Source organism: Thalassobacillus devorans, from assembly GCF_011761345.1.
GTDB lineage: Bacteria > Bacillota > Bacilli > Bacillales > Halobacillaceae > Thalassobacillus > Thalassobacillus devorans.
In genome coordinates this window covers 1,216,890-1,241,382 of record NZ_JAASRY010000001.1, presented here as the reverse complement: position 1 = coordinate 1,241,382, position 24,493 = coordinate 1,216,890, and the positions used below count along the sequence as shown (strand labels likewise).

The window sequence follows — 24,493 nt, the reverse complement described above, 5'->3', positions numbered from 1 at the left end:
CACCTGTAACGGGTGTGCTTTTTTGTGGTTAAATCTTCTGATGTATTTCTTCTACATCTATTCAACATACAAGGTTATGAAAAATAACTTTCGGAATAAAATGGATGGGAGGGGGGATGAGATGTTAGTTAAAAACAATATTATACCAAAGCATCATGTCGTAACCATCCATGCAGAAGCAACAATAAAGGAAGCTAAACAGGCGCTGGATGAAAGTGGCTATCGATGCATCCCTGCAATTGATGAGAATGGAAAGTACCATGGGATGCTATTTCGTGACAGGATAGAAAGTCATGAGAATGAGTGTTTCAGGAGTCGTAAAACTCCAAATGAGAACAGGAAAATCACAAAATTTCTTGATAATCCAGATACCTTTGTATTTGAAGAAACCTCATTTCCTCAGGCAATGATCCAGGTTAAGGCTCTTCCTTTTATCGCTGTACTGGATGAATGGAAGAACTTCGTCGGAATTCTTACGCACAACAAAGTGTTCGATGTATTAGAACAATCGTTCGGGCTTCAATCAGGTGAGTATATCATTACAATCGTATCACCGGAAAAACAAGGTGCAGTAGCAGAGTTAACAAAGTCGTTGAATAAACGTGGCATTAATATCGAGGGATTAATGACTATGGATGATGACGGAAGTAAAGTTGTCAGGCGCCTCTGTATAGCTGTTTCAAATGTCAATGAAGGTCTTTTAAATGAACTGTTCGATAAATTAGAGAGGAAAGGATACCGGATTCTACAAACAGAACGTATTGAAAAGAGCGATGTTATTAAACACGCTATAGGGAGAGAAAGCTGATAAAAGCTTTCTCTTGGTTTAATATTCAGTTACTAACTTATACTAAGCATCCCCGTAATAAGATTTATACCAATCGATGAATTTGCCCACACCCACTTCAATGGGAGTGTTTGGTTTATATCCAACGTCTCTTATTAAATCTTCAACATCAGCGTATGTTGCAGGCACATCTCCATCCTGCATCGGCATAAACTTTTTGTCAGCTTTGAGGCCGAGTTTATTTTCAATAGCTGTTATAAAATCCAAGAGCTTTATTGGCTGATTATTCCCGATATTGTAAACCTTATAGGGGGCGTTGCTTCTTCCAGGATGGGGAGCTTTTTCTTCCCATTCGGGGTCAGGACAAGGTTTTTTATCGATCAGCCGAATAATGCCTTCGACAATATCATCAATATAAGTGAAGTCCCGTAACATATTCCCGTTATTATAGACTTCAATTGGTTTTCCTTCTAAAATTGCCCTGGTGAAACGGAAGAGCGCCATATCCGGCCGTCCCCAAGGTCCATATACCGTAAAAAATCGAAGTCCTGTTGTCGGCAACCCATAGAGGTGGCTGTAGGTATGAGCCATGAGTTCATTTGCTTTTTTAGTGGCGGCATATAAGCTGACTGGATGATCGACACTATCTTCTACTGAGAAGGGCATCTTTTTGTTTGCCCCGTAAACAGAGCTGGAGGACGCATAAATCAGGTGCTCGACCTGATGTTTCCGGCATGCTTCGAGGATGTTGATGAATCCGACGATGTTAGAATTAATGTAAGCATAAGGGTTCTCCAGACTGTACCGTACCCCGGCTTGGGCAGCAAGGTCAATGACAATGGAAGGTTTATATTTTTTAAAGAGTTTAGCAATAGCGTCTCTATCTACACGGTCGATTTGTTCAAACTTAAAGTTGCTACTGTTTAAGAATTTTAGACGATCTTTTTTTAATTTCACACTATAGTAGTCGTTCAAATTATCAATACCAATGACTGTTTGCCCTTTACTCAGCAGCAGTTTTGATACATGGGATCCAATAAATCCTGCTGCTCCAGTAACCAGAATCATAGTTTCACCTCATTTCTAAAGGTAGTCACATCCCTGTGATGGGGGGCTAACGAGTGTAAACTTAGTCAGCCCCCTTATCTTTCGATTTATCTTTGCAAGAAAGAAAGAATGTAGATTCATCTCCAAAGACCGCCTGGATAGTATTATCATTCACATAATTGCCGGAGAGTTTTGTTTTTTCACCTAATATGCTGTCGGAAATTTCATAGGGCATGTTTTCGATATGACATCCCTTTAGTATGATACTGTTTTTCACGATGCTCTTTTTAATAATGACGTCTGATTGAATTGATACATAGGGACCGATGACTGAATCTTCAATTGTGCAGTTATCTCCAATTACTACAGGCGGTATTATAACAGCATTATGAGAATTTTCATCTAGAAAATCAGCATCTGTTGAATTCCCAAATCGCTTGAGCATCCACTGGTTAGCTTTTAACCAGCGATCAATTGTCCCTACATCAAATGTTGGCTTAGCAGTTTTCACATAATTGATATGGTAGTGATGGTCAATCATCCATTGAATAGCATCGGTGATTTCGTATTCACCTCTTGCTGAAGGGGATATCGAATGGATTGCATTGAAAATAGATGATTTGAAAATATAGGCTCCAATGACAGCAAGATTTGATTTCGGCTTCTCCGGCTTTTCTTCTACCTCGATAAGCTTATCGTCTTTGATGTCTGCTATACCATAATCTTGCGGTTTACTGACTTCTGTGACCAGTACGGTTCCGTGGGCCGATGTTTGTTCGAAGGATTCCTTTAGTTTCTGCAACGAATCGTCAATCAAGTTGTCGCCCAATAACAAAACAAACGAATCAGATCCCAAGAAATCTTCCGCTTGTGCCACTGCATGGGCGATTCCTTTTTGTTCATATTGAGGAATATAGTGAAGTCTCATCTTCTTTTTTACAGCATAAGCATATAAATGTTCATGGAATGTATCCTCTTGATGTGGCTGGATAACAAGACCGATGTCCTTAATTCCCATTTCAGCTAGCTGTTCAATTCCATAACTGATGACTGGGCGATTAGAAACGGGTAGTAATGGCTTGGGTTTGGTATAGGATAGGGGGCGAAGTCTGGTTCCATTACCAGCTGTCAAAATTAAACCTTTCATGATTATCTCCTTTCCAAGGAAATCAACTAAGGGTAGCCAATTCCTTCATAATGAAACCTCAATTCACTCAATTGTTCAGCATTTAACATATTTCGACCATCGAAAATGGCAGGATGGCGTACAATCTTTCGCACCTTCTTCCAGTCCAGTGCTTCATACTGTGGCCAATTGGTACAGATGATGATGGCGTCAGATTCCTTTATTACCTGATAAGGATCGTTGTTTTGTAAGACTCCTTTTTCTATCCAATTCGCTTCCAAATTGACTACTGGGTCGTGGACGGTAACGATCGCCTTTTCTTCTAATAGCTGTTGGATAATGGGTATTGATACGGATTCACGGGTGTCATCGGTATGTGGCTTGAATGCCAGGCCAAGGACTGCGACGTTTTTGCCAGTTAATGATCCAACTTGTTTTTTTACTTTATCTAATAAATAGTCCGGCTGATGGTGGTTAACTTGTTCAACTTTCGACAATATGGATAAGGGAATTTGATTAGTGTTTGCGGTCCACAAAAATTCCTTGATATCTTTAGGAAAGCATGAGCCCCCATAACCTAAACCCGCTTCTAAAAATGAGGGTCCGATACGCTTATCCAGCCCCATTCCTTTTGAGACATCACGCACATTAACTTCGAGCTTATCGCATAGCATTGCTATTTCATTGATAAAAGAAATTTTTGTTGCCAGAAAACCATTAGAAGCATATTTGATCATTTCTGCACCCCGGGGTGTGGTTTTTATAAAAGGACAGTTCCATTGCTGATAAAGTTGATGAATTGTTTCAAGAGCCTCATCACTATGGCTGCCGATGACAATCCGGTCAGGATAAAGAGCATCTTGTAATGCGTTGCCTTCTCTTAAAAATTCTGGATTCATGGCCACCTCTACAGGTGCTGTATCTTCACCTGCTTCCATCACCCAATCCTTTACTTTTTCAGTAGTCCCTACCGGAACGGTACTTTTCACAACAATTATTTTCTTTTTATTTTTGTATTGTCCGATCATTTTTGCAGCATTTTTGATATAGGTAAGGTCGGCATTCCCGTTACTCAAAGATGGGGTACCGACTGTGATAAAAAGGATGTCATTATTTACTACTGCCTGCCTGGCATCCGTTGTAAACTGTAATCGATTTGCTTCCAGCTGTTTATCCAGCATTTTCTGGACTCCGGGTTCATAGAAATATAGTTTCCCTTTTTGGAGTGAAGCTATTTTGTCATGGTCTATATCCAGGCCGGTTACTTCATGACCGGCATTGGCTAAAACCACTGCCATGGTCGTTCCTACGTACCCCTGCCCAATTAATAAGATTTTCATGAAACTTTCTCCTCAATTATTAATAAGTGTTATGACTACTATATTTTGAACTTCTATATATGAAACGGCTAATAGCCGATAGGCAATAATTAAGGCATTTCCCTACGGGAGTGCTGTTTTTTTGCCTATCTTAGGATTTTGTAAGTAATTAATCCATACAATGTTTCTTTGAGAGAATAGGATGTTTATACTACGGAGGTGAAATAAATGAAAGGTCATAATATTGAACCGTGGGCTGAAGAAGCTATGGAAGATTCTTTATATGTTCCACCCTATGTGGAGGAAATGGCCCGGGAAGTTTTGAAGCATTACGACTTCCAGAGTATTGATAACATGACAGTCATGGCTACAAAGCCTGTCAAGGGTGGGGCCATTTGGAAAATAGAAACAGAGAGGGGCCCTTTCAGTTTAAAGCTACTTCATAGAAGGATCCCAAAAAGTAAATTCAGTCTAGGCGCCCAGGAATATTTAGTAAATGAAAAAAACGCCAACGTGCCAGCTATCATTAAAACACAAACTGAAGAAAATTATGTAGAAATGGGAGGGAAGCTATGGTTCGTTGCAATATGGATACAAACACTCAGGCAGCTCCCAGAAGGTCTGGAAGGTACTAAGAAACTTTGCGAAGCGCTAGGAGATTTCCATAAATTAACTAAAGGATATGTACCTCCTGAAGATGCGGAGTTTGTATCACGACTTCACCGATGGCCCAGGACATACGAAAGGTTAGAAAAGAAATTAAACTGGTTTCGCGACATTGCTCATGCCTATGATGAAATGCCTGCAAGCTCGACCATTTTGTCTGTGATTGATATGTACCAAACCCAAGCCAGGGAAGCACGTCATCGTCTAAGTGAATCATCATATGCCAGTATTCTTGAGCGAGGGACAGAAGAAGCTAGTCTTGTCCACCAGGACTATGGCTGGTCCAACGCACAAATCGCAGATGATGGTATGTGGGTGATAGACCTGGACGGTGTATCATTTGACATTGCTATTCGCGACTTAAGAAAGTTGATTATCGACCGAATGGCTGCTATAGGTAAATGGGATGCTGATTATATTAGGGAAATGATACAGTCTTATAACGCAGTAAATCCAATCTCTGATGAAGAATATGAAATGCTGCTCATTGACTTATCGCTGCCTAATTCTTTTTATAAAGAGATCAAGCCGATTGTATACTCTCCGACAACCTTTATGACGGATGAATTTAATCAGCAATTACAGTTTATTAATGAGCTGGAAAAAACAAAATGGCCGGTTTTACAGGAACTGGCTGAAGATAGGAAAGGAGGTTTATCATTCAAATGAAAGTATTAATCATTTGTACCGAAAAATTACCGGTTCCGCCAATCAAAGGAGGAGCAATTCAGACGTATATAGCAGGAGCATTGCCTGACTTAAAGAAGAATCATCAAATTACTGTACTGGGAAGAAGTGATGATTCACTTCCAGACGATGAAGTACAGGATGGTATTCGCTATTGCAGGGTAGAAGGCGGGCAGTTAGAAGTTTATCGTAATAATGTCGCTGAATTCCTGCAGACAACTTCTGCACAATACGATTTGATCCACATTTTTAATCGCCCACGCCTTGTAAATGCTGTCCGTGCATTGGCTCCGGATGCCAAAATCATTTTAAGCATGCATAATGATATGTTTAAACCAGAAAAACTTGACCCGGAAGAAGGGACCATGGTTGTCAGGAATGTCGATAAAATAATCACGATAAGTAACTATATCGGTAGAACAATCGCCCATTTTTTTCCTGAAGCTGAACCGAAACTTCAAACTATATACTCCGGAGTCGATCTCAATCGCTTTGTTCCATCCTATTCGTCACAGGCAAAGGAATTAAGAACTAGAATTCGTAATGAGCATAACCTTGATTCGAGAAAGGTTATTTTGTATGCCGGACGACTTTCACCTAATAAAGGAATTGATGTATTAATACGTGCAATTCCTGAGTTAGCAAAAAAACATCAGGATATAGCCTTAGTTGTTATGGGGAGTAAATGGTTCAGTGATAACTCAATAACAGATTATATTGCCTATGTACGTGCACTTGCAGAAAGACTTCCAATCCCCGTAATACAAACAGGTTTCGTATCCCCTGATAAGATTCAGGAATGGTTTGTCGCCTCCGATATCTTTGTTTGTACTTCGCAATGGCAGGAACCACTTGCACGTGTTCATTACGAGGCTATGGCCGCAGCCTTGCCAATTGTAACCACTGACCGGGGAGGGAATACAGAAGTAATCGAACCTTATCAAAACGGTATTGTAGTAGAAAATCCAGAAAAGCCGGAGGAGTTTGTGGAGCACCTGTCTTATCTGCTTGGCAATCCAGATAAAGGTAAAGAAATGGGAAGGTATGGGCGTTCCCTCGCTGAAAAAAATTACACCTGGGACCGCGTGGTACGTGATATTTCATCTATCTGGGATGAAGTGGAGGCCATGCCAGCCGGAGAATATGAAAACATTGATTACACCATTGCAAGTAGAGAACCTGATAAAAATATCACTGCCAAAAAAGATCTTGAAAATATTGCAAACGAAAGAGAACAAAGTCCGGTCCCTAAAACACAAATTGATGATTTTGAAAACGAAGAGTCTAGTTTGGAATCCTTAAATATCAGCTCCAGTAATTCAGAAGAAGTTGAAGTAACTGCTGATAAAAAGATGGAGCAGATTAATCCTGAAACTGAAAGCACAGAAGGTCCTTCTCAATTCAATTTTCCAAAGATGAAACAAAGACCTCAACCATCAAATAGTCTCTTAGACAGGGTAGTGAGAGAAATTAATTCCAGTCCTATGGTTGGTAATAAGAAAAAAGCGCCTCAAAAACCTCAAAATGAGGTGAAAGGAAGTCATGTGAAAAGTAGGCATTCTAACTCATGCAGGTCCATGACAGAAAGTAATCACCAGATTGAAATGGAAAGATTTAAGAAAAGAGCACCTCGAAAACCTCTAGATGAGGTGAAAGGAAGTCATGTGAAAAGTAAGCATTCTTGCTCATGCAGGTCCATGACAGAAAGTAATCACCAGACTGAAATAGAAAGATTTAAAGAACGCTTCAATCCTATAAGCAAGAGACGGGAAGCTGAAAGAATACGAATTAAGAGAAAGAGAAATTCACTATAAGCTATTAAGTTGTTGATTCAATCTAAATTCTCTTTATAAAAGACGAAGTCATCTATGATTTCGTCTTTATTTTTTTAGAGGTTTTGGTTAGGGTAACCTTACGGGATAAGAGGAAGAAGTTCTGGCTGCAAATTATGCTGAAGCTAGGGGACTTGGACTTGAAAATAACTTTATTTCTAGTTTACATAATACTTATTATCGGAAGTTGTATGAAGTTAGCGTTTTTTGTCTCAAACACTAAGTATACTTAAGATATTGAGACAAAAAAGAAATTTATACTAAACTCTTCTTATTATTGTTAGTTATTAATTGCAGCTGAATTTTACGGCATTATTTTTACCCTCAGCTATACTATTTCATAAATTTCTGTGTATCGATTAATACAATTCACTTACTTTTAAATATTTAGCTATTGCTGGGCCTGGAACTGATAATAATGTTTGCGCGAATGATATCTTTTTAGTATGCTAGTTTTTGCTGTCTCTTTTGTTGCTATTCCTTGGATATTTCCCAATCCTCTTGTCAAGGGTTTTTACTTGCGTTATAAATAATGTATTGGTTTTTATAGTTCGGAGTTGCTACTAAGTTATAAGTTGGAGTGCTTTATGGGAATGGGCTAAATCATAATTTTCCCTTATCCCTGTTGTTTGCTTTTTTTCTTCTTAAAGTCCGTATTATGTATTCTCCAATAATAGAACAACCTCAAGAACTCTCTAAGGATGATCTGTCTCTTCCCTCCTCTTTCTCTTTAATCTATCTACAGACATATTTCGACAAAACTTCGTCAAATAAAAGCTGACCGGAATTGGTATATCCGGTCAGCAGGATAAACACTTGGTTTATTCAGTAACTTTAACTTTGCTCTTTTTTGGAGCATTTACCTGGCTTTTCTGATGCTCTTTCAATGTTTGATAATAAAATTCTAAAATCTGTTCTGATGGCTTCTGCCAGCTGAATTTTTCAGCTTCTGTTCTAGCGTTTTTACTGAGGAGTTCATGTAATTCAGGATCTTCGATTTTTTCAATAGCATTAATCAGGCTTTCCGTGTTCTCATTTTCAAATAGCAGACCAGTGTGCCCATCCTCTACTTGCTCCATCGTCGGACCACTCTTAGCCGCAATAACCGGTAGTCCTGATGCCATTGCTTCTAAAATGACTAATCCTAATGTTTCAGTAACCGATGGAAAGATAAAAGCATCTCCTGAGGCAAATGCCTGTGATAATTCTTCCCCATGAAGGAAACCAGTGAATGTCGTATTGGTCCCTTTGAAGGTTTTCTCCAGCTGGTCTCTTACAGGACCATCGCCTACTATGGCTAACGATATGTCGCTTCGTCTTTCCAATAACGGTTTCAGCTTATGGATTTCCTTCTCAGGAGCGAGTCTTCCCACAAATACAAGCAGCTTATTTTCCGGCTTGCCTCCTGAAAGACGTTCACGCATAGAAGTATCCTGATAGTCGGGATGATAGCTATCTATCGCGACTCCCCGGTCCCATACATGGACGTTAGGAATCTTTTTCTCTATCAATTCTTTTTGGATTGCTTTGGATGTACATAAGTTCAAATCAGCATAACTATGGAGCTTTTTGAAATACCACCACACCAATGGTTTGAACGGATAAAGTCGATAGTAATCAAGATATTTAGGCACATGAGTATGGTAGGAAGCTAACAGCGGATAACCTAATTTACTGGCATAATAAACACCAGATACACCAACCAGAGCAGGGTTCACCACGTGAACCAGATCCGGCTCGTGTTTGATTAAGAGTTCCTTCACCTTTTTTTGCGGCATCGAAAATTCCCTCGACCTGTAAAAAGGCATTCTGGTCGTTTTGACACCTTCCACAATCGCACCTTCATATTCCGTAACGCCAAGGTCAGGGGCGATAACTATGACTTCATTATTTTCTTTTTGTAAATGCTTGATTGCTTCTTTTAGTCTAGTCACCACTCCATCTGTGGAGGGCAGGAATGTTTCAGTTATGATTGCGATCTTCAAGACGGTGGCTCCTTACTTCCATGTAATGGATGGTAGTACGTTCTCTTTGATTACACGATCTTTATGCTCGATAACTGTCTGTAAAATATCATGCAGCACCTCGTCCGTCAATAAATGTGGTTCCAGTCCCAGCTCCCGAAGTCCTGTATTTACAGCATGATAGTAATGATCTTCTGGTTCGATACGTGGGTTCTCCAAATAAGCTAACTCCGTGTCCAGACCCTTTTCCTGTGCTATCTTTTTCACTTTTTCTGCAAGTTCTAACACAGAGAAGTATTCGGTGAATTGATTGAATACCCGGAATTCCCCTTTATCAGCAGGATTTTCTGCTGCAATTTGTACACAACGGACCGTATCCTCAATATTCAGGAATGATCTTGTTTGTTTTCCTGAGCCATAAACGGTCAAGTCATGACCGGTAGCTGCCTGAATCAGGAAACGGTTCAGGGCGGTACCAAACACACCGTCATAATCCACGCGGTTGACCAGCATCGGATCCATTTTGGTTTCGTTTGTATGTAGACCATAAACGATCCCCTGGTTCAAATCAGTCGCACGGATGCCCCAGATTTTACAGGCAAACATAATATTATGACTATCGTGAACCTTTGATAAATGATAGAAAGAACCTGGCTGTTTTGGGTATGGCAGGACATCTTTGCGCCCGTTATGTTCTATCTCTATATAACCTTCTTCAATATCAATGTTAGGTGCACCATATTCTCCCATAGTGCCCAGTTTAATTAAATGACAATCAGGTGCTAATTCTTTAATCGCATACAGCACATTCAAATTACCGATTACATTATTCTGCTGTGTGAATACAGCATGTTCACGGTCAATCATGGAATAAGGAGCAGAACGCTGCTCAGCAAAATGAACAAATGCCTCTGGTTCTGTCTGCCTGAATACTTCACGAAGGAAATCATAATGATTTAGATCCCCAATGAAAGTTTTTATTTCATTTCCGGTAAGTTCTTTCCATTTTTCTACTCTATCTTCTAAGGAAGCAATTGGTGTTACAGAATTAGAATGAAGTTCCTCATCCCATTTTCTGCGTGATAAGTTGTCAACAATAGTTACTTCGTGACCTTGGTTTGATAGGTGCAATGCGGTCGGCCAACCACAAAAACCATCTCCCCCTGCTACTACTATTCTCATAATTTCCCTCCTACTACCTTGTCCTAATCATTACTCCATATTAGAATAACATTCTTTTCTGAAAAGTTGGTAATGATATATTAGTTGAAATTTTGCAAAAGGAGGCTTCTCACCTTCTTTTACGCTTAATCCTATACCCCTGCGATTAATTTCCTTAAACCTCTCTTCTTTAATATTGCCTGCTTAACAGGAATTACCACACGAAAGTTTCTTATTAGGACACAATCCGTTATAATTAAAAGTAGAACATTCTGAATTTTCGTGGTTTAAGGAGGAATCAATGTGAAAACACAACAACCCGCCTGGTCACCTGGAGAAGACTTTAAAAAATCGACTCGGCTTTACCAATGGATGCTAAAATATGGATACACCTCTTATGATGACTTTTACCAAAAGTCAATCGAAGACATCGCCTGGTTTTGGGATGAGGCGGTAAACGAATTGGATATTGAGTGGTATGAGCCATATAAAGAGACACTTCACCTTGAAAAAGGAATTAAATATCCTGACTGGTTTGTTGGAGGTAAAATGAATGTCGTTCATAATGCGCTTGATAAATGGGCGTTGAACTCTGAAACCAAAAATAAAGCTGCTCTCTATTGGGAAGGTGACAATGGAGACGCAGAAACATACACCTTTGCTGACTTATATGCTAAAGTGAATGCCTGTGCCCATGGTCTGGAAGAATTGGGGATTGAGGAAAAGGATGTTGTAACCATCTATATGCCAATGCTTCCAGAAACTCTGATAGCCATGCTCGCTGTCTCTAAAATTGGTGCCATCTTCTCCCCTGCTTTCTCCGGTTATAAAGCAGAAGCAATTACTACAAGGGTAAATGCCTCCGAAGCAAAAGCGATTATAACAGCTGATGGATTTTATCGACGTGGGAAAGTGGTAGCCATGAAAGAGGAAGCGGATCGAGCAGCCGCTGAATCTCCAAGCCTGGAGCATGTGGTTGTAGTCAATCGGGCAGACCGTGAAGTCGACTGGGATGACAGTCTTCATGTAGCGTGGAATCGTCTGCTCAAAAATGAAAACGATTACAAAACAAAAGTGACTAACGCCCATGATCCTTATATGATCATTTATACTTCTGGTACCACCGGCAAACCAAAAGGTGCTCTACACACACATGGCGGATTTCCTATTAAGGCAGCCTTCGATGCAGGGATATGTATGGATGTGACCGATAAGGATACGCTTTTCTGGTATACCGATATGGGCTGGATGATGGGACCTTTCTTAGCTTACGGAGGATTAGTTAATGGCGCATCCATCGTCATGTTTGAAGGAACGCCTGATTACCCTGAGCCAGACAGGCTTTGGGAGATTGTTGACCGGTATAGGGTGACCCATCTGGGAATCTCCCCTACGCTTGTTCGCTCTTTGATGAAACATGGTGAGCAGTGGATTCATAAACATAATCTCTCGTCCTTAAAAATGATTGGCTCTACAGGTGAACCATGGAATCCGGAGCCTTGGCGCTGGTTGTTTGAGCATGCAGGAAAATCAAAGGTTCCAATTTTCAATTATTCCGGCGGGACGGAAATCTCCGGTGGTATTTTTGGTAACGTTCTTGTAAAACCAATCAATCCTGTATCTTTCAACGCCGCTTTACCTGGTATGGATGTGGGAGTATTTGATGAGCAAGGTAAATCGGTGAAAAACGATGTCGGAGAGCTGGTACTCCGTCAGCCTTGGGTAGGGATGACAAACGGTTTTTATAAAGAAAATGACCGTTACGAAAAAACCTATTGGAGCCGCTTCAAAGATACCTGGGTGCATGGGGACTGGGTTATTCATGACGAGGAGGGCTTCTATACCATCACAGGCCGTTCGGATGACGTACTCAACGTGGCTGGGAAACGACTTGGTCCTTCTGAAGTGGAATCAGTCCTGGTAGAACATCAGGCAGTGGTGGAAGCTGGTGTTATTGGCGTTCCACATGAGGTGAAAGGTCAGGAAGCAGTCGGCTTTGTCGTGCTGCGACCTGATTATGAGCCAAGCGATGCATTGCTAAAGGATATTTCAGATCACCTGAATGATAAATTGGGGAAAGCATTGGCGCCAAAGGTCGTCCATGTGGTCTCTGACTTACCTAAAACCAGGAATGCAAAAGTGATGCGAAGAGCGATCAAATCTGCATACCTCAACGAAGCATCCGGTGATTTAAGTGCCCTGGAGAATCCGGACGCAGTAGACGAAATCCGTGAACTTGGCAAGTCTGCTTCCCTCTCCTGAACACTAAAAACCCCCCTGAACCTTATGAATGGTTCAGGGGGGTTGTTTAGACAGCCAGGTGTTTGCCGGTGTCTTCTTTTAATAACTTCTGATAGATCAGTAAGTCACGGTTATAGACAGCGGTATAGCTCAGTAGACTTTCGAACTTAACGCTCTCAAAGCTTTCTTTATCCACAATACCATATTTTTCATTCAACATTGCAGCATTGCGCCAGGCGGTTTCTTCAAACGTGTAGTCCATCTCATGTTCTTCTATATCCAATTGAAATAACTTAAGGTCTTTTGCCCGTTCAAAGTATGGGACTTCCCTTTTCTTTTTATGTATTTCAATTGTTCTTGGAACCGATTCCCATAAAGCATCCCGATCCATATAATGTCCAGTCTCATGTAGCACTAATGCCCGCACGTATGCTTCAAGTGTAACCGGCATTCTCATTTCTTTACGGGCTTTCTTCAGACGCTCCACATCAATAATCAGCTTGTTTTGAATGAAATCATAAATCATGTTTACATTTGTCTTTTCAAGATGAAAATCAAGTGGAATTTGAATATTCCTCAATGTCTCCGCAGCTAAAGCTTTAATCTTTTTCTTTTTTAGCCGTTTGCTCATCTCTCTTTTTTAAGCCTCTTTCTCTATTGTATTCCCCTGGCGGCTAACCCCCTAAAGTATATAGGAAATCGAGCTGAATTCCAAGACTGCTCAAGCATTTTTTATCATGACAGGAGCTATTTCTTCTGTTATACTGTTAACGTTAAAAATTTGATAAAAGTCTGCGTTTTTTTCGCAGGAGAGGTTCTAGCTACACCCTCTATAAAAAACTAAGGATGGAACTATACCTATCCCTTAGGTATGGTTTTTTAGTTTATTTTATGATTGTAACGGGTGAGTAGAATTCTCTTTTTCACGGAAAGGAGAATTTTTTAATGAAAAAAGAAAAAGCGGTGGTCGTCTTCAGCGGTGGCCAGGACAGCACCACATGCCTGTTCTGGGCATTGGAGAAATTCGATGAAGTAGAAGCTGTCACCTTTCATTATAACCAACGCCACGAAGAAGAAGTGGAAGTTGCAAAAGCAATTACAGAAAAACTGGATGTAAAGCATAGAATCCTGGACATGTCTTTATTAAGCCAGCTTTCTCCTAATGCACTGACCCACAAAGAAATCGAAGTAGAAGATGGCGAAGGTGACTCCCTCCCTTCTACTTTCGTTCCTGGCCGTAACCTCCTGTTCTTATCATTCGCAGGAATTGTTGCGCGTCAAATTGGGGCCAGGCATATCATTACGGGTGTATGTGAAACAGATTTCAGCGGCTATCCGGACTGTCGGGATGTGTTCATCAAATCATTGAATGTAACGTTAAACTTGTCCATGGACGATTCCTTTGTGATCCATACACCGTTAATGTGGCTGGATAAAGCGGAAACATGGCAGCTCGCAGATGAACTCGAAGCTTTTGACTTCGTTCGCCATCATACGTTGACTTGCTATAATGGCGTAATTGGCAGCGGTTGCGGAGAATGTCCGGCCTGCAAGCTACGAAATCAGGGCCTTGAAAACTATCTACAACAGCGTGAAGGAGCGGATGTTTGATGACACTCTCCAATTATGGTTTTACGATCGTAGAAAAACTTCAGAAAATCGATGAGGACATCAAACGCCACGAGCTGAAGTATCATAACAAACGGGTCATGGTCAGCAAGGAATTCACCTTTGATGCTGCCCATCACCTTCATTGTTATGAAGGAAAGTGTAAAAACCTTCACGGGCACACGTATAAAGTTGTCTTCGGTATCAGCGGTTATGTCGATGATATCGGTATAGTGATAGACTTTGGCGATATTAAGAAAATATGGAAAGAACAAATTGAGATCCATTTGGATCATCGATACCTGAATGACACGCTCCCTCCTATGAACACAACGGCCGAAAACATGGTTGTTTGGATATATGAACAAATGGAAAATGCGCTTCAAAATGAAAATGATGGCTCTCGGGTGGAGTTTGTAAAGTTATTTGAAACGCCTACTAGCTTTGCCGAAGTAAGACGGGAGTGGATGGAAAATGACTAAACTCCCTGTCTTGGAGATTTTTGGACCAACGATCCAGGGCGAAGGGATGGTCGTCGGCAGAAAAACGATGTTTGTCCGGACCGCCGGATGTGACTACAGTTGTTCCTGGTGTGATTCAGCCTTTACCTGGGATGGAAGTGCTAAAGAAGAAATCAAACGTATGGATGCTGAAGAAATTACAAAGGAATTGGATAAAATAGGTGGGACTAAATTCGATCATGTAACCATATCAGGAGGCAACCCTGCCCTCTTCCCTTACCTGAACGAATTGATTGATCTATTAAAAGAACGAGATATAGAAGTCGCACTTGAAACACAAGGCAGCCGCTGGCAGGATTGGTTCCTTGCTATCGACGACCTTACGATATCACCAAAGCCCCCTAGTTCTCATATGACAACGGACTGGGATAAATTGGACAACATCATCAAACAACTGAAAGAGAATGACAGGCTCCTTCATACGAGTTTGAAAGTAGTCATTTTTAATGAGGGGGACTTATCATACGCAGAACAAGTTCACAAACGCTATCCTGGGGTTTCTTTCTACTTGCAGGTCGGAAATGATGATTTGGAAGAAACGAATGATCAAGCCATAGCTATCAAACTATTGGATAAGTATGAATGGCTGGTGGATCAGGTCATGGAAACTCCAGGTCTGAATAAAGTGCGTGTTCTGCCACAGCTGCATGCCCTACTGTGGGGAAACAAACGAGGGGTATAAATAAAAACAGCCAGAACGGTCTTTACCGTTTTGGCTGTTTTTTTAAGATGAAAGTTGAACTTGGCAGTCTTCCTGTCATGCTTCTTGTCTACCTTTCAATCCATGTTTTTTCCTATGATAGACAACATTTATTTCTGCACCGACTACTAAAATTAGTCCGGTTAAGAAGAACCAGATCATTAAAATGATCAGACCGCCTAAACTGCCATAGGTGGCAGAATAACTCCCGAAATTACTTACATAGAAAGAAAATCCTAAAGAAATTAACATCCACAATACCGACGTGATGATAGCTCCAGGAATGATCTCTTTGAATGGAATATACCTGTTAGGAGCAAATCGATATAACAGCATCAATATCAGGCTCATTACGAGAATACTGACTACCCAGCGGGCTATTTCTAAGATAATCATCAGTTGGTCTGGTATGAACAAAACCCTTTGGATAAAATCGAAAATTACTCTTCCAAAGACCGGAAGAACTAAAGCTACCACAATGGCAACGATCATCCCAAGCGTCAATCCGATCGAGAGTAAACGTACTTTAATGAATGAACGTGTCTCTTCCACGTTATAGGCTATATTGGAAGACTTTATAAAAGCATTGAGTCCATTTGATGCTGACCAGATGGTACCGATAATACCGACGGACAACAATCCGCCATTAGGTTCGGAAACAATCGAGATAATATTTTCTTCCAAAGCTGAAGCTGTTTCTGATGGCAGTACACTTTTCATGAAGTTAACTGCCTCGATTGGTTGAATGCCTAAATAAGGAATGATAGAGAAAAGCAGGATCAGCATGGGTACGATGGATAGTAAGTAATAGTATGCTTGAGCGGCTGCTAATACAGGTACATCGTCATTTTGAAATTCTTTGATTACTGATTTCATATAATTCACCATTTTTTTCACAGTTACCACCTCCATTAGTTGCACCTTCTTTTTCTCTACCCCATTTTCACTTATCTTTAATCATTTTCTACTAACTCTGCAAAATATTTGATCTTTACTGTCGAAAAGCGTTTTACGGTGGCAGGTACAGGGAAGTGGTAATTTAGGAGGTGAAGAGAGCCGATGGATTTAGTATATATTGGAGTATTTATCATGGCCTTGTCTTTTGCCCTTGTTGTAGCATTCATTGTTAAATCATTAATTAGTGTCAATAAGACAATGAAAAGTCTCGACGGTACGGTAGGAAGTCTGGAGTCCCAAATGAGGGATATTACTAAGGAATCAGAACACCTGATCAACAAATCTAATTACTTAGCAGAAGATATTCATCATAAAGTGGATTCAACTAATTCATTATTTGAATCGTTTCAGAACGTCGGTGATTCTGTCGACAATCTGAACCATGGCTTGAACAAGGCTTCAGCAAACTTCACCTATCATACCAAAAAGCAGAACGACTCAATTGTCAAAGCGGTAAGATGGGGAGAAGCACTTACAAACCTTTTTGCAAAATGGAAACGCACCAGCAATACGACTCAACAACATTATAATAATTAAGAAACGAGGGATGAACTTTGAGTTTAACAGGAATCGGAGTATTACTAATGGGAATTGCCTTTTTAGTAGGATCAATCTTTCTGGCACGTACCCTTAATAATCTATCGAAAGTATTATCCGGTGTGGATAAGACGGTAGAACGGCTTCCGGACCAATTGGATGATGTGATGAAAGAAACAGGTCAGTTGCTTAATCACAGCAATGATACATTAGCAGATGTTAATAAAAAAATCGCAGCGTTAAGCCCGCTCTTCTATATCTTAGGAGATATTGGCGAATCTTCCAGAAAGCTGTCCTCTTCCCTTGTCGATGTCACAATGTCGATGAAAAAGGATACAAATGAAGGAAAAGATATGACAAGAAGACAAGATTTAGGCGGCTTATACGGAGCCCTGGCATTAGGTTATTATTTCAAAGAAAAACGCAAAGCTTTAAAAGAAATTGATAAGGATGAAATATCAGCATGACGGAAAAAGACAAGACCTCAAATACTGCTGGTATCATCGGCTCTGTTGTTGCAGGATTCTTTGTAGGTAACTTATTTGCCGGTAAAAAAAGAGTGGCTGGTTCCCACTCCAAAGATACCAGCCGTTATCCAAAATTCTTTTCGAAAACAAAACAAAAATACCAATTGAAAAGAGATGAGTTGTATCTCGCCGGCTTAAAACGTGACGAAAAAATCAGCCGTGATAAAAACAGATTACAAAGTGAAGCGCGCCAAAAAGCGATTAAAGATTCTACACTTCATAAAAATGAACATACCGGCTAAAAAAACCGATGTCCATGCAGGACATCGGTTTTATACTGTTTAATAACCGTTTTGGTTAAACAGGATATACACCATGCTTCCGTTCTGTAAAGGTAACCTCTTTTGTTACGTACGTATCATAACGGTTGATTAACTCTTTTCTTAACTCGTCCGGCTGGACGATTGCATCCACTACCATTTCTGAAGCTAATCGGTAAATATCAATATTCTCTTTATATTCCTCATGTTTTGCTTTGATGAAAGCCGGGCGGTCCTCTTCAGGAAGCTCAGCGATCTTATTAGCATAAACAGCATTCACCGCCGCTTCCGGTCCCATGACAGCTATTTGTGCACTAGGTAATGCAAGACAACAGTCTGGTTCAAAGGCTGGACCGGCCATGGCATATAAGCCAGCCCCGTAGGCTTTCCTTACGACAACAGATATTTTGGGTACGGTCGCTTCGCTCATCGCAGATAACATTTTAGCTCCATGTCTAATGATACCTGCCCGTTCTACCCGTGTGCCGATCATGAAGCCAGGAATGTCGGCCAGGAAAAGTAAAGGAATATTGAAAGCATCACACAGCTGGATGAACTTTGCCGCTTTGTCCGCAGAGTCAGGAAACAGTACCCCGCCCTTTGCTCTCGGCTGGTTAGCGATGATCCCCACTGGTCTTCCGTCGATTCTTGCCAGACCGGTGACTAATTCAGGGGCAAACATTTTCTTGATTTCACAAAAAGAACCATCATCGATCAGCCGGTCGATAAACTGATACATATCAAATGGAGCATTCTGGTTCTCTGGAATTAAATCATGAATGGACTTATCGTTTTCTACGGGTTCCTTAGATTCTGCGGATGGCGGGTTGGATGTATAATTTGGTGGAAAATAGCTCATATAATCCCTTGCATAAGCAATCGCTTTTTCTTCCGATTTTGCCAGCACATCCCCGCAGCCGGAAACAGAACAATGCATACGTGCGCCACCCATTTCCTCCAGCGTGACCTTCTCTCCGATTACTTTTTCTGCCATTCGTGGAGAGCCAAGATACATCGACGCATTACCATCGACCATGACGACGATATCGCAGAATGCAGGTATGTAAGCTCCTCCGGCAGCAGATGGACCAAACAACAGACAAACTTGCGGGACACGACCGGATAGTTTGATCTGATTGTGAAAAATCCTTCCTGCTCCTCTTCTGCCTGGGAACATTTCTACTTGATCGGTTATCCGGGCACCTGCAGAATCGACAAGATAAAGCATCGGAATCTGCAATTTCAATGCGGTTTCCTGAATGCGAATAATCTTCTCCACAGTCCTCGCTCCCCAGGACCCGGCTTTTACTGTCGAATCATTAGCCATGACGCATACTTTCTGGCCATTGATTTTCCCTATTCCGGTGACCACCCCATCCGATGGCAAGGAATCGTCCATGCAGTTGGCAAAGAATGCCTCTTCGATATCCATCCCCTCATCAAACAATAGGGAGAGTCGTTCCCGCACGAACATTTTCCCTTTTTCGCTATTTTTTTGATGGTACTTATCTGCTCCCCCTTGGGAAATTTTCTCTACGCGCTCTTGCAATGTTTTATCTAATGACATGAAACTGTCCCTCCTGTTCTATTCACCACGGTAGATAGGCTTTCTTTTTTCCTTGAAAGCTTGTAAGCCTTCCAGGCGATCTTTCGTAGGTATCGTGGTCTGGTAGCACATCTTTTCAATTTGGAGCCCCGTTTCGATATCTGTCTGGAAGCCCTGATGGATAGCCTTTTTTGCCTGTCTAAGAGCAATTGGAGCATTGTTGGCGATCCGCTCAGCCATAGCTAACGCTTCCCCCTGCAATATCGATGGATCATACGCATATTCTACAAGACCGATTGCTCGTGCCGTTTCACAGGAAATCGGTTTTGCGGTAAATATCAATTCTTTTGCCTTTCCTAGTCCAATAAGTCTGGAAAGTCTTTGTGTGCCACCGGCTCCCGGTATTATCCCGAGCGATGTTTCCGTCAATCCCATCTTTGCACTGTTTGAACTAAGCCGGAGATCGCAGGCAAGCGCAAGCTCTAAACCTCCACCAAAAGCTACTCCATTGATGACGGCAATCGTCGGTATATCCAGTCGTTCCACCCGATGTATCGTGTCACCGATCAGGGTGACCGTGTCAACCACTTCCTGATCTGTCATTCCGGCACGCTCTTTCAGATCCGCACCAGCACAAAAAGCTTTACCGCCGCTTGCTGTAATCAGAAGACAGCGTGTGTTTTTATGCTTTTCCACTTCTGCCAGCGCCTCATTAATTTCATACAGCAATTGCTTGGATAAAGCATTGGCTGCATCTGGCCGGTTTAACGTTAATCTTTTGACATGATCAGCCGGATCATCCAGCTTCACTAACTCCCACATCGCTTAGCCTCCTTATGATGAACGGTTCATCACTTGCATTTGATGACTCGGCAATTCTTTCCCTAATTTCCTTTGAATGAATGCAGCTGACTCGTGTAGTTTGTCCTGATGGATCCCGGTTTCCACTCCCATTTGATGCAGCATATGGACAAGGTCATCTGTCGCAAGATTACCAGATGCTCCTTTCGCATACGGACAGCCGCCAAGACCGCCTAATGCACCGTCAAACGTGGTTATCCCATGCTGCAGGGAAACCAGCACATTCGCTAACGCCATCCCCCGGGTGTTATGAAAGTGCATGGTTATCTGATCAAATGAAAAATTTTGCTTCATTTTATTTAAAACAGCATCTACTTGTTTCGGATCAGCCACGCCAGTGGTATCTCCTAACGAAAGTTCATCAATCCCCATTTCAAATAAACGGTCACATACGCGGAGCACCTGTTCTACAGGTACATGTCCATCGTATGGGCACCCGAAAACAGTGGATACATAGCCGCGGACAGTTTTTCCGGCTTGTTTAGCTCCATCTACGACTTCCTGCAGGACCGGGAAGGTTTCCTCAATCGTTTTATTGATATTCTTTTTGTTGTGAGTTTCACTGCTGGACATGAAAATGGAAACCTCATCGATTTCCGTTTCAATCGCCCGCTCCAGTCCTTTAACGTTTGGTACTAATGCAGCATAGGTAATCCCAGGATTCCGTTTGATGGCCTGTGCGACTTCTTTGGCATCAGCCAGCTGCGGAATCCATTTCGGGTGTACAAAAGACGATATTTCGATATAGGACAGCCCTGTGTCAGACAGTTGATCTATCCATGCCACTTTATCTTCGGTTGCTATTTTATTAGTTTCATTTTGGAGGCCGTCCCTGGGGCCGACCTCCTTGATGGTGACGCTTTCCGGTAGTTGTAACATGCAAACAGCCCCTATTTATTCGATGATTGCGATGACATCGCCCTCATTGACGAAGTCCCCTTCGCTTACTTTCAATTCCTTGATGGTACCGTCTGCTTCTGCAGGAACCGGTATTTCCATTTTCATAGATTCCAGGATGACAATATCCTGACCATTGTTGATGGTATCTCCTTGCCCTGCTACTACTTTCCATACACTTCCTGCCATTGATGCTTTGATCTCTGTCATATCTGCTTCCTCCTCAGTTATTCGTTACTGCTGGTAAATAGTATTTTTCGACGAAAGATGTCTCTGTCGCACCTTGTTTGAACTTATCATGTGCGATGACATCCTTCAGCATGGGAATATTCGTCTTTATCCCTTCGACCTGATAGTTTTCCAATGCTTCTTGCATGCGGGAAATCGCCTGTTCGCGGTCTTCTCCATAGGCAATCAGCTTAGCTATCATCGGATCATAGAAAGGTGTTACCATCGAATTTCCTGTCACGGCCAGTTCGTGACGGATACCTTCCCCATTTGGAATCTCAAATTTCGTCAATTGTCCGGGAGAAGGGAAAAACCTGACCGGATCTTCTGCATAAATCCTTACTTCAATCGCATGACCTGTCCGTGTTATGTCTTTTTGCTGGAAGATCAGTGCTTCTCCAAAGGCTACTCGCAGCTGTTGTTCTACCAGGTCGATTCCTGTGATTTCTTCGGTTACCGGATGTTCGACCTGCAGCCGGGTATTCATTTCCAAAAAGTAGAAGTTTTCCTCTCTATCTACCAAAAATTCAATCGTTCCTGCATTTTTGTAGTGCAATGCCTGAACCGCCTGAATCGCTGTCTCCCCCATGTCCTTCCGGGTTGCTTCGGATAAGAAAGGTGAAGGAGCTTCTTCCACTACCTTTTGGTGCCTCCGCTGGATCGAGCATTCCCGTTCGAATAAATGCACAGCATTTCCATGGCTGTCAGCCAGCACCTGGATTTCTATATGGCGCGGATTCAAAATCTGCTTTTCTAAGAACATGGTGCCATTTCCGAAGAATGATTCCGCGCGTTTGGAGTTTCCTTCAAATGCTTTTTCCAATTCGGCATCGTTATTGACCGCCTGCATGCCGATGCCGCCTCCCCCTGCGGCTGCTTTCAGCATGACAGGGTAACCGAATTCATTGGCGTACGCTTTCGCTTCCTCAACATCTGTCACTGCCTGATCGGTTCCCGGAACGATCGGGACGCCTGCTTCTTTCATCGCTTGTCTTGCAGCTACTTTATCCCCCATGGTCGCCATCACTTCTTCGGACGGGCCGATAAAAGCAAACCCGGCTTCCCTGCATCTTTTAGCAAACCCGGCATTTTCGCTCAACAGCCCATATCCCGGGTGAATAGCTTCTGCGCCTGATTCTTTGGCAGCATCCAGAATATTATCAATGTTCAGGTATGATTCATTCACACGTGGTTTTCCAATCAAAAAACTTTCATCTGCTTCTTTTACATAAGTAGCTTGCTCATCCGCTTCTGAGTAGACAGCGACGGTTGCTATATTCATTTTCTTACATGTACGGATAATGCGAGCAGCTATTTCACCACGATTGGCAATTAGGACTTTTTGAAACACGGACTCTCCTCCTTCAGTTAAGATTTTGATTGTAATTTTTCCAGTGCTGTTTCTCTCAGCTTAAACTTCTGGATTTTCCCACTTGCTGTCATTGGATACTCGTCAGTGAATTCGATGTAACGAGGAATTTTATGTTTGGATATTTTCCCTTCACAGAATTCCCTGATATTACGTTCCGTCAGTGTCTTTCCTTCTTTCGGGATTATCCAGGCCATGATCTCCTCCCCATACTTACTGTCCGGGATACCTACCACCTGGACATCAAGCACATCGGGATGCTGATACAAAAACTCTTCTATTTCACGCGGGTAGACGTTTTCACCACCACGGATGATCATATCTTTGATTCGGCCGGTAATTTCCACATAGCCATCTTCATCCATGACACCAATATCCCCAGTATGAAGCCAGCCTTCTGTATCTATTGCCATCTGGGTTGCTTCCTCATTTTTATAATAGCCTTCCATGACAAGATAGCCGCGTGTACAAAGCTCGCCTGGCACCCCTCGTTCCACTTCCTGGTTCATACTTGGGTCGACGATTTTCACTTCAACATTCGGGTGAGCTTTTCCTACCGTACTGACACGCCGTTCGATCGTATCATCTGTACGAGTCTGCGTGATAACCGGGGAAGACTCCGTCTGCCCATAAGCGATTGTTATCTCTTCTGCTCCTATTTTATTAATGACGTCCTTCATGACTTCCATTGGGCAGGAGGATCCCGCCATAATACCAGTACGAAGCGTCTCTGTGTTAAAGCTTTCAAAACGAGGGTGGTTCAATTCAGCAATGAACATAGTTGGTACCCCATGCAATGCCGTACATTGTTCACTCTCCACAGCATTCAGTACCTTTTCAGGGTCGAATTGCTCTAAAATAACCATCGTCGCTCCTTGGGTTACACAGGCAATCGTACTCATCACACAGCCGAAACAATGAAAGAATGGTACCGGAATGCAAAGACGGTCATCTTTTGTCATTTTCATTGCCTCTGCAACTTGTTTTCCATTATTGATGATATTGTAATGGGTGAGCATAACTCCCTTCGGAAAACCGGTAGTTCCAGAGGTATACTGCATATTGATGACCTCATCATAGGCAAGCATTGATTTTCTCTGCTTCAATGCTTCATCAGCTACATCTTCCCCCATATCCATTAACTCCTGCCATTTAAAGCAACCGTTGTACTCTTTATCGCTCAAGACAATGACACGCTTTAAATTCGGAAGTTTCGCACACTGAATATCTCCTTTCTCGGAGACCTCAAGCTCAGGGCAGACTTCTTTGAGAATATCGATATAGGATGCCCCGCGGAAGGATTCGGTCAGGATCAATGTCGTCGTGTCTGACTGTTTTAGCAGATATTCCAGCTCCTGTGCGCGGTAATTTGTATTGACTGTTACCAAAACCGCTCCCATCTTGCCAGTCGCAAATTGGGAGATCAGCCATTCCGGTTTGTTGTCAGCCCAAATAGCTACGTGTTCGCCCTTTTCGATGCCCATAGCCATAAACCCTTTAGCTGCTCTATCAGTCATTTCATCTAATTCTTTATATGTTTTACGAAGATTCAATTCCGGGTAGACAAAAGCTTCATGATCCGGATGAGCCTGCGCCTTTTCTTCTAAAATTTCTCCGACAGTTTGTTTCAATAAAGTCATACGGTTCCTCCT

Annotated in this window: 23 protein-coding genes and 1 riboswitch; of the genes, 10 read left to right on the top strand and 13 right to left on the bottom strand. The window is 41.9% G+C overall.

The annotated features are described in order from the left end of the window. Positions 1 to 121 precede the first annotated feature (121 nt). Positions 122 to 808 carry a cyclic di-AMP binding protein CbpA gene (cbpA, locus tag FHS45_RS06150; protein WP_062446085.1) on the top strand — a complete coding sequence of 229 codons (687 nt, stop codon included), beginning with the start codon at positions 122 to 124 and terminating at the stop codon, positions 806 to 808. Between the two features lie 42 nt (positions 809 to 850). On the opposite strand, the gene FHS45_RS06145 is transcribed toward cbpA, so the two are convergent. The 3 genes from FHS45_RS06145 to FHS45_RS06135 form a co-directional block, all read right to left on the bottom strand. Beyond that, entirely contained in the window at positions 851 to 1,855 is a 1,005-nt protein-coding gene (locus tag FHS45_RS06145; protein WP_062446083.1) for an NAD-dependent epimerase, read from the bottom strand. Between the two features lie 61 nt (positions 1,856 to 1,916). Beyond that, positions 1,917 to 2,981 (bottom strand): glucose-1-phosphate thymidylyltransferase, encoded by a 1,065-nt coding sequence (locus FHS45_RS06140; protein ID WP_062446081.1) that lies wholly within the window; start codon positions 2,979 to 2,981, stop codon positions 1,917 to 1,919. 26 nt (positions 2,982 to 3,007) lie between these two features. Next, the gene (locus FHS45_RS06135) at positions 3,008 to 4,300 is read right to left on the bottom strand and encodes a UDP-glucose dehydrogenase family protein (RefSeq protein WP_082412068.1); all 1,293 of its coding nucleotides are present in this window, start codon (positions 4,298 to 4,300) and stop codon (positions 3,008 to 3,010) included. Positions 4,301 to 4,507: 207 nt separating this feature from the next. Between FHS45_RS06135 and FHS45_RS06130 the strand changes: the two genes are divergently transcribed. Further along, positions 4,508 to 5,614 carry a CotS family spore coat protein gene (locus FHS45_RS06130; RefSeq protein ID WP_062446079.1) on the top strand — a complete coding sequence of 369 codons (1,107 nt, stop codon included), beginning with the start codon at positions 4,508 to 4,510 and terminating at the stop codon, positions 5,612 to 5,614. After that, the gene (locus tag FHS45_RS06125; protein ID WP_082412067.1) at positions 5,611 to 7,446 is read left to right on the top strand and encodes a glycosyltransferase family 4 protein; all 1,836 of its coding nucleotides are present in this window, start codon (positions 5,611 to 5,613) and stop codon (positions 7,444 to 7,446) included. Before FHS45_RS06130 ends, FHS45_RS06125 begins: the two co-directional genes overlap by 4 nt. Positions 7,447 to 8,285: 839 nt before the next feature. Here the strand turns inward: FHS45_RS06125 and FHS45_RS06120 are convergent. Further along, complete coding sequence (locus tag FHS45_RS06120) at positions 8,286 to 9,449, bottom strand: glycosyltransferase family 4 protein (protein ID WP_062446077.1); 1,164 nt, start codon at positions 9,447 to 9,449, stop codon at positions 8,286 to 8,288. 12 nt (positions 9,450 to 9,461) lie between these two features. After that, positions 9,462 to 10,610 carry an NAD-dependent epimerase/dehydratase family protein gene (locus tag FHS45_RS06115; RefSeq protein ID WP_062446076.1) on the bottom strand — a complete coding sequence of 383 codons (1,149 nt, stop codon included), beginning with the start codon at positions 10,608 to 10,610 and terminating at the stop codon, positions 9,462 to 9,464. Positions 10,611 to 10,892: 282 nt separating this feature from the next. Between FHS45_RS06115 and FHS45_RS06110 the strand changes: the two genes are divergently transcribed. Continuing rightward, a complete protein-coding gene (locus FHS45_RS06110; protein ID WP_062446074.1) occupies positions 10,893 to 12,851 on the top strand; it encodes an AMP-binding protein in 1,959 nt (652 codons plus the stop codon). Positions 12,852 to 12,897: 46 nt separating this feature from the next. Here FHS45_RS06110 and FHS45_RS06105 read toward each other — a convergent pair whose 3' ends face one another. After that, positions 12,898 to 13,461, bottom strand: a complete 564-nt coding sequence (locus tag FHS45_RS06105; protein WP_062446072.1) for a hypothetical protein — start codon at positions 13,459 to 13,461, stop codon at positions 12,898 to 12,900. A gap of 174 nt (positions 13,462 to 13,635) precedes the next feature. After that, positions 13,636 to 13,680: riboswitch (PreQ1 riboswitch) on the top strand. Positions 13,681 to 13,775: 95 nt separating this feature from the next. On the opposite strand from FHS45_RS06105, the gene queC reads away from it, so the two are divergent. Genes queC through queE form a run of 3 tightly spaced genes read left to right on the top strand, consistent with a single transcriptional unit; the run spans position 13,776 to position 15,641 of the window. Next, positions 13,776 to 14,441, top strand: a complete 666-nt coding sequence (gene queC / locus FHS45_RS06100) for a 7-cyano-7-deazaguanine synthase QueC (RefSeq protein ID WP_062446070.1) — start codon at positions 13,776 to 13,778, stop codon at positions 14,439 to 14,441. Next, a complete protein-coding gene (gene queD, locus FHS45_RS06095; RefSeq protein ID WP_062446068.1) occupies positions 14,441 to 14,920 on the top strand; it encodes a 6-carboxytetrahydropterin synthase QueD in 480 nt (159 codons plus the stop codon). The genes queC and queD overlap by 1 nt, the downstream gene beginning before the upstream one ends. Continuing rightward, positions 14,913 to 15,641: a 7-carboxy-7-deazaguanine synthase QueE gene (queE, locus tag FHS45_RS06090; RefSeq protein ID WP_062446066.1), complete on the top strand. Its 729-nt coding sequence runs from the start codon at positions 14,913 to 14,915 to the stop codon at positions 15,639 to 15,641. The genes queD and queE overlap by 8 nt, the downstream gene beginning before the upstream one ends. Before the next feature lie 75 nt (positions 15,642 to 15,716). Here queE and FHS45_RS06085 read toward each other — a convergent pair whose 3' ends face one another. Beyond that, positions 15,717 to 16,535: a YihY/virulence factor BrkB family protein gene (locus FHS45_RS06085; protein WP_243847090.1), complete on the bottom strand. Its 819-nt coding sequence runs from the start codon at positions 16,533 to 16,535 to the stop codon at positions 15,717 to 15,719. Positions 16,536 to 16,718: 183 nt separating this feature from the next. Here FHS45_RS06085 and FHS45_RS06080 point away from each other — a divergent pair, with 183 nt between their 5' ends. Genes FHS45_RS06080 through FHS45_RS06070 form a run of 3 tightly spaced genes read left to right on the top strand, consistent with a single transcriptional unit; the run spans position 16,719 to position 17,922 of the window. After that, positions 16,719 to 17,153 (top strand): DUF948 domain-containing protein, encoded by a 435-nt coding sequence (locus FHS45_RS06080; RefSeq protein WP_062446064.1) that lies wholly within the window; start codon positions 16,719 to 16,721, stop codon positions 17,151 to 17,153. 17 nt (positions 17,154 to 17,170) lie between these two features. Further along, entirely contained in the window at positions 17,171 to 17,620 is a 450-nt protein-coding gene (locus FHS45_RS06075) for a DUF948 domain-containing protein (RefSeq protein WP_062446062.1), read from the top strand. Then, complete coding sequence (locus FHS45_RS06070) at positions 17,617 to 17,922, top strand: hypothetical protein (protein WP_062446060.1); 306 nt, start codon at positions 17,617 to 17,619, stop codon at positions 17,920 to 17,922. The genes FHS45_RS06075 and FHS45_RS06070 overlap by 4 nt, the downstream gene beginning before the upstream one ends. Positions 17,923 to 17,977: 55 nt before the next feature. On the opposite strand, the gene FHS45_RS06065 is transcribed toward FHS45_RS06070, so the two are convergent. From FHS45_RS06065 to FHS45_RS06040, 6 genes are read right to left on the bottom strand one after another with little or no spacing between them, the layout of a single operon-like run. Continuing rightward, a complete protein-coding gene (locus FHS45_RS06065) occupies positions 17,978 to 19,507 on the bottom strand; it encodes an acyl-CoA carboxylase subunit beta (RefSeq protein WP_062446058.1) in 1,530 nt (509 codons plus the stop codon). A gap of 18 nt (positions 19,508 to 19,525) precedes the next feature. Next, positions 19,526 to 20,308 (bottom strand): enoyl-CoA hydratase, encoded by a 783-nt coding sequence (locus tag FHS45_RS06060; protein WP_062446057.1) that lies wholly within the window; start codon positions 20,306 to 20,308, stop codon positions 19,526 to 19,528. A gap of 12 nt (positions 20,309 to 20,320) precedes the next feature. Continuing rightward, positions 20,321 to 21,226, bottom strand: a complete 906-nt coding sequence (locus tag FHS45_RS06055) for a hydroxymethylglutaryl-CoA lyase (protein WP_062446055.1) — start codon at positions 21,224 to 21,226, stop codon at positions 20,321 to 20,323. Positions 21,227 to 21,241: 15 nt separating this feature from the next. After that, positions 21,242 to 21,454 carry an acetyl-CoA carboxylase biotin carboxyl carrier protein subunit gene (locus FHS45_RS06050; protein ID WP_062446054.1) on the bottom strand — a complete coding sequence of 71 codons (213 nt, stop codon included), beginning with the start codon at positions 21,452 to 21,454 and terminating at the stop codon, positions 21,242 to 21,244. A gap of 13 nt (positions 21,455 to 21,467) precedes the next feature. Then, the gene (locus FHS45_RS06045; RefSeq protein ID WP_062446052.1) at positions 21,468 to 22,823 is read right to left on the bottom strand and encodes an acetyl-CoA carboxylase biotin carboxylase subunit; all 1,356 of its coding nucleotides are present in this window, start codon (positions 22,821 to 22,823) and stop codon (positions 21,468 to 21,470) included. 17 nt (positions 22,824 to 22,840) lie between these two features. Then, positions 22,841 to 24,481 carry an AMP-binding protein gene (locus FHS45_RS06040; protein ID WP_062446049.1) on the bottom strand — a complete coding sequence of 547 codons (1,641 nt, stop codon included), beginning with the start codon at positions 24,479 to 24,481 and terminating at the stop codon, positions 22,841 to 22,843. Between the last annotated feature and the right edge of the window lie 12 nt (positions 24,482 to 24,493).

What these genes read in the sequence shown, in the direction of transcription:
- cbpA (WP_062446085.1), top strand. Translation starts at nt 122, where the DNA reads ATGTTAGTTAAAAACAATATTATACCAAAGCATCATGTCGTAACCATC.
- FHS45_RS06145 (WP_062446083.1), bottom strand. Translation starts at nt 1,855, where the DNA reads ATGATTCTGGTTACTGGAGCAGCAGGATTTATTGGATCCCATGTATCA.
- FHS45_RS06140 (WP_062446081.1), bottom strand. Translation starts at nt 2,981, where the DNA reads ATGAAAGGTTTAATTTTGACAGCTGGTAATGGAACCAGACTTCGCCCC.
- FHS45_RS06135 (WP_082412068.1), bottom strand. Translation starts at nt 4,300, where the DNA reads ATGAAAATCTTATTAATTGGGCAGGGGTACGTAGGAACGACCATGGCA.
- FHS45_RS06130 (WP_062446079.1), top strand. Translation starts at nt 4,508, where the DNA reads ATGAAAGGTCATAATATTGAACCGTGGGCTGAAGAAGCTATGGAAGAT.
- FHS45_RS06125 (WP_082412067.1), top strand. Translation starts at nt 5,611, where the DNA reads ATGAAAGTATTAATCATTTGTACCGAAAAATTACCGGTTCCGCCAATC.
- FHS45_RS06115 (WP_062446076.1), bottom strand. Translation starts at nt 10,610, where the DNA reads ATGAGAATAGTAGTAGCAGGGGGAGATGGTTTTTGTGGTTGGCCGACC.
- FHS45_RS06105 (WP_062446072.1), bottom strand. Translation starts at nt 13,461, where the DNA reads ATGAGCAAACGGCTAAAAAAGAAAAAGATTAAAGCTTTAGCTGCGGAG.
- queC (WP_062446070.1), top strand. Translation starts at nt 13,776, where the DNA reads ATGAAAAAAGAAAAAGCGGTGGTCGTCTTCAGCGGTGGCCAGGACAGC.
- queD (WP_062446068.1), top strand. Translation starts at nt 14,441, where the DNA reads ATGACACTCTCCAATTATGGTTTTACGATCGTAGAAAAACTTCAGAAA.
- queE (WP_062446066.1), top strand. Translation starts at nt 14,913, where the DNA reads ATGACTAAACTCCCTGTCTTGGAGATTTTTGGACCAACGATCCAGGGC.
- FHS45_RS06085 (WP_243847090.1), bottom strand. Translation starts at nt 16,535, where the DNA reads ATGAAATCAGTAATCAAAGAATTTCAAAATGACGATGTACCTGTATTA.
- FHS45_RS06080 (WP_062446064.1), top strand. Translation starts at nt 16,719, where the DNA reads ATGGATTTAGTATATATTGGAGTATTTATCATGGCCTTGTCTTTTGCC.
- FHS45_RS06070 (WP_062446060.1), top strand. Translation starts at nt 17,617, where the DNA reads ATGACGGAAAAAGACAAGACCTCAAATACTGCTGGTATCATCGGCTCT.
- FHS45_RS06065 (WP_062446058.1), bottom strand. Translation starts at nt 19,507, where the DNA reads ATGTCATTAGATAAAACATTGCAAGAGCGCGTAGAGAAAATTTCCCAA.
- FHS45_RS06060 (WP_062446057.1), bottom strand. Translation starts at nt 20,308, where the DNA reads ATGTGGGAGTTAGTGAAGCTGGATGATCCGGCTGATCATGTCAAAAGA.
- FHS45_RS06055 (WP_062446055.1), bottom strand. Translation starts at nt 21,226, where the DNA reads ATGTTACAACTACCGGAAAGCGTCACCATCAAGGAGGTCGGCCCCAGG.
- FHS45_RS06050 (WP_062446054.1), bottom strand. Translation starts at nt 21,454, where the DNA reads ATGACAGAGATCAAAGCATCAATGGCAGGAAGTGTATGGAAAGTAGTA.
- FHS45_RS06040 (WP_062446049.1), bottom strand. Translation starts at nt 24,481, where the DNA reads ATGACTTTATTGAAACAAACTGTCGGAGAAATTTTAGAAGAAAAGGCG.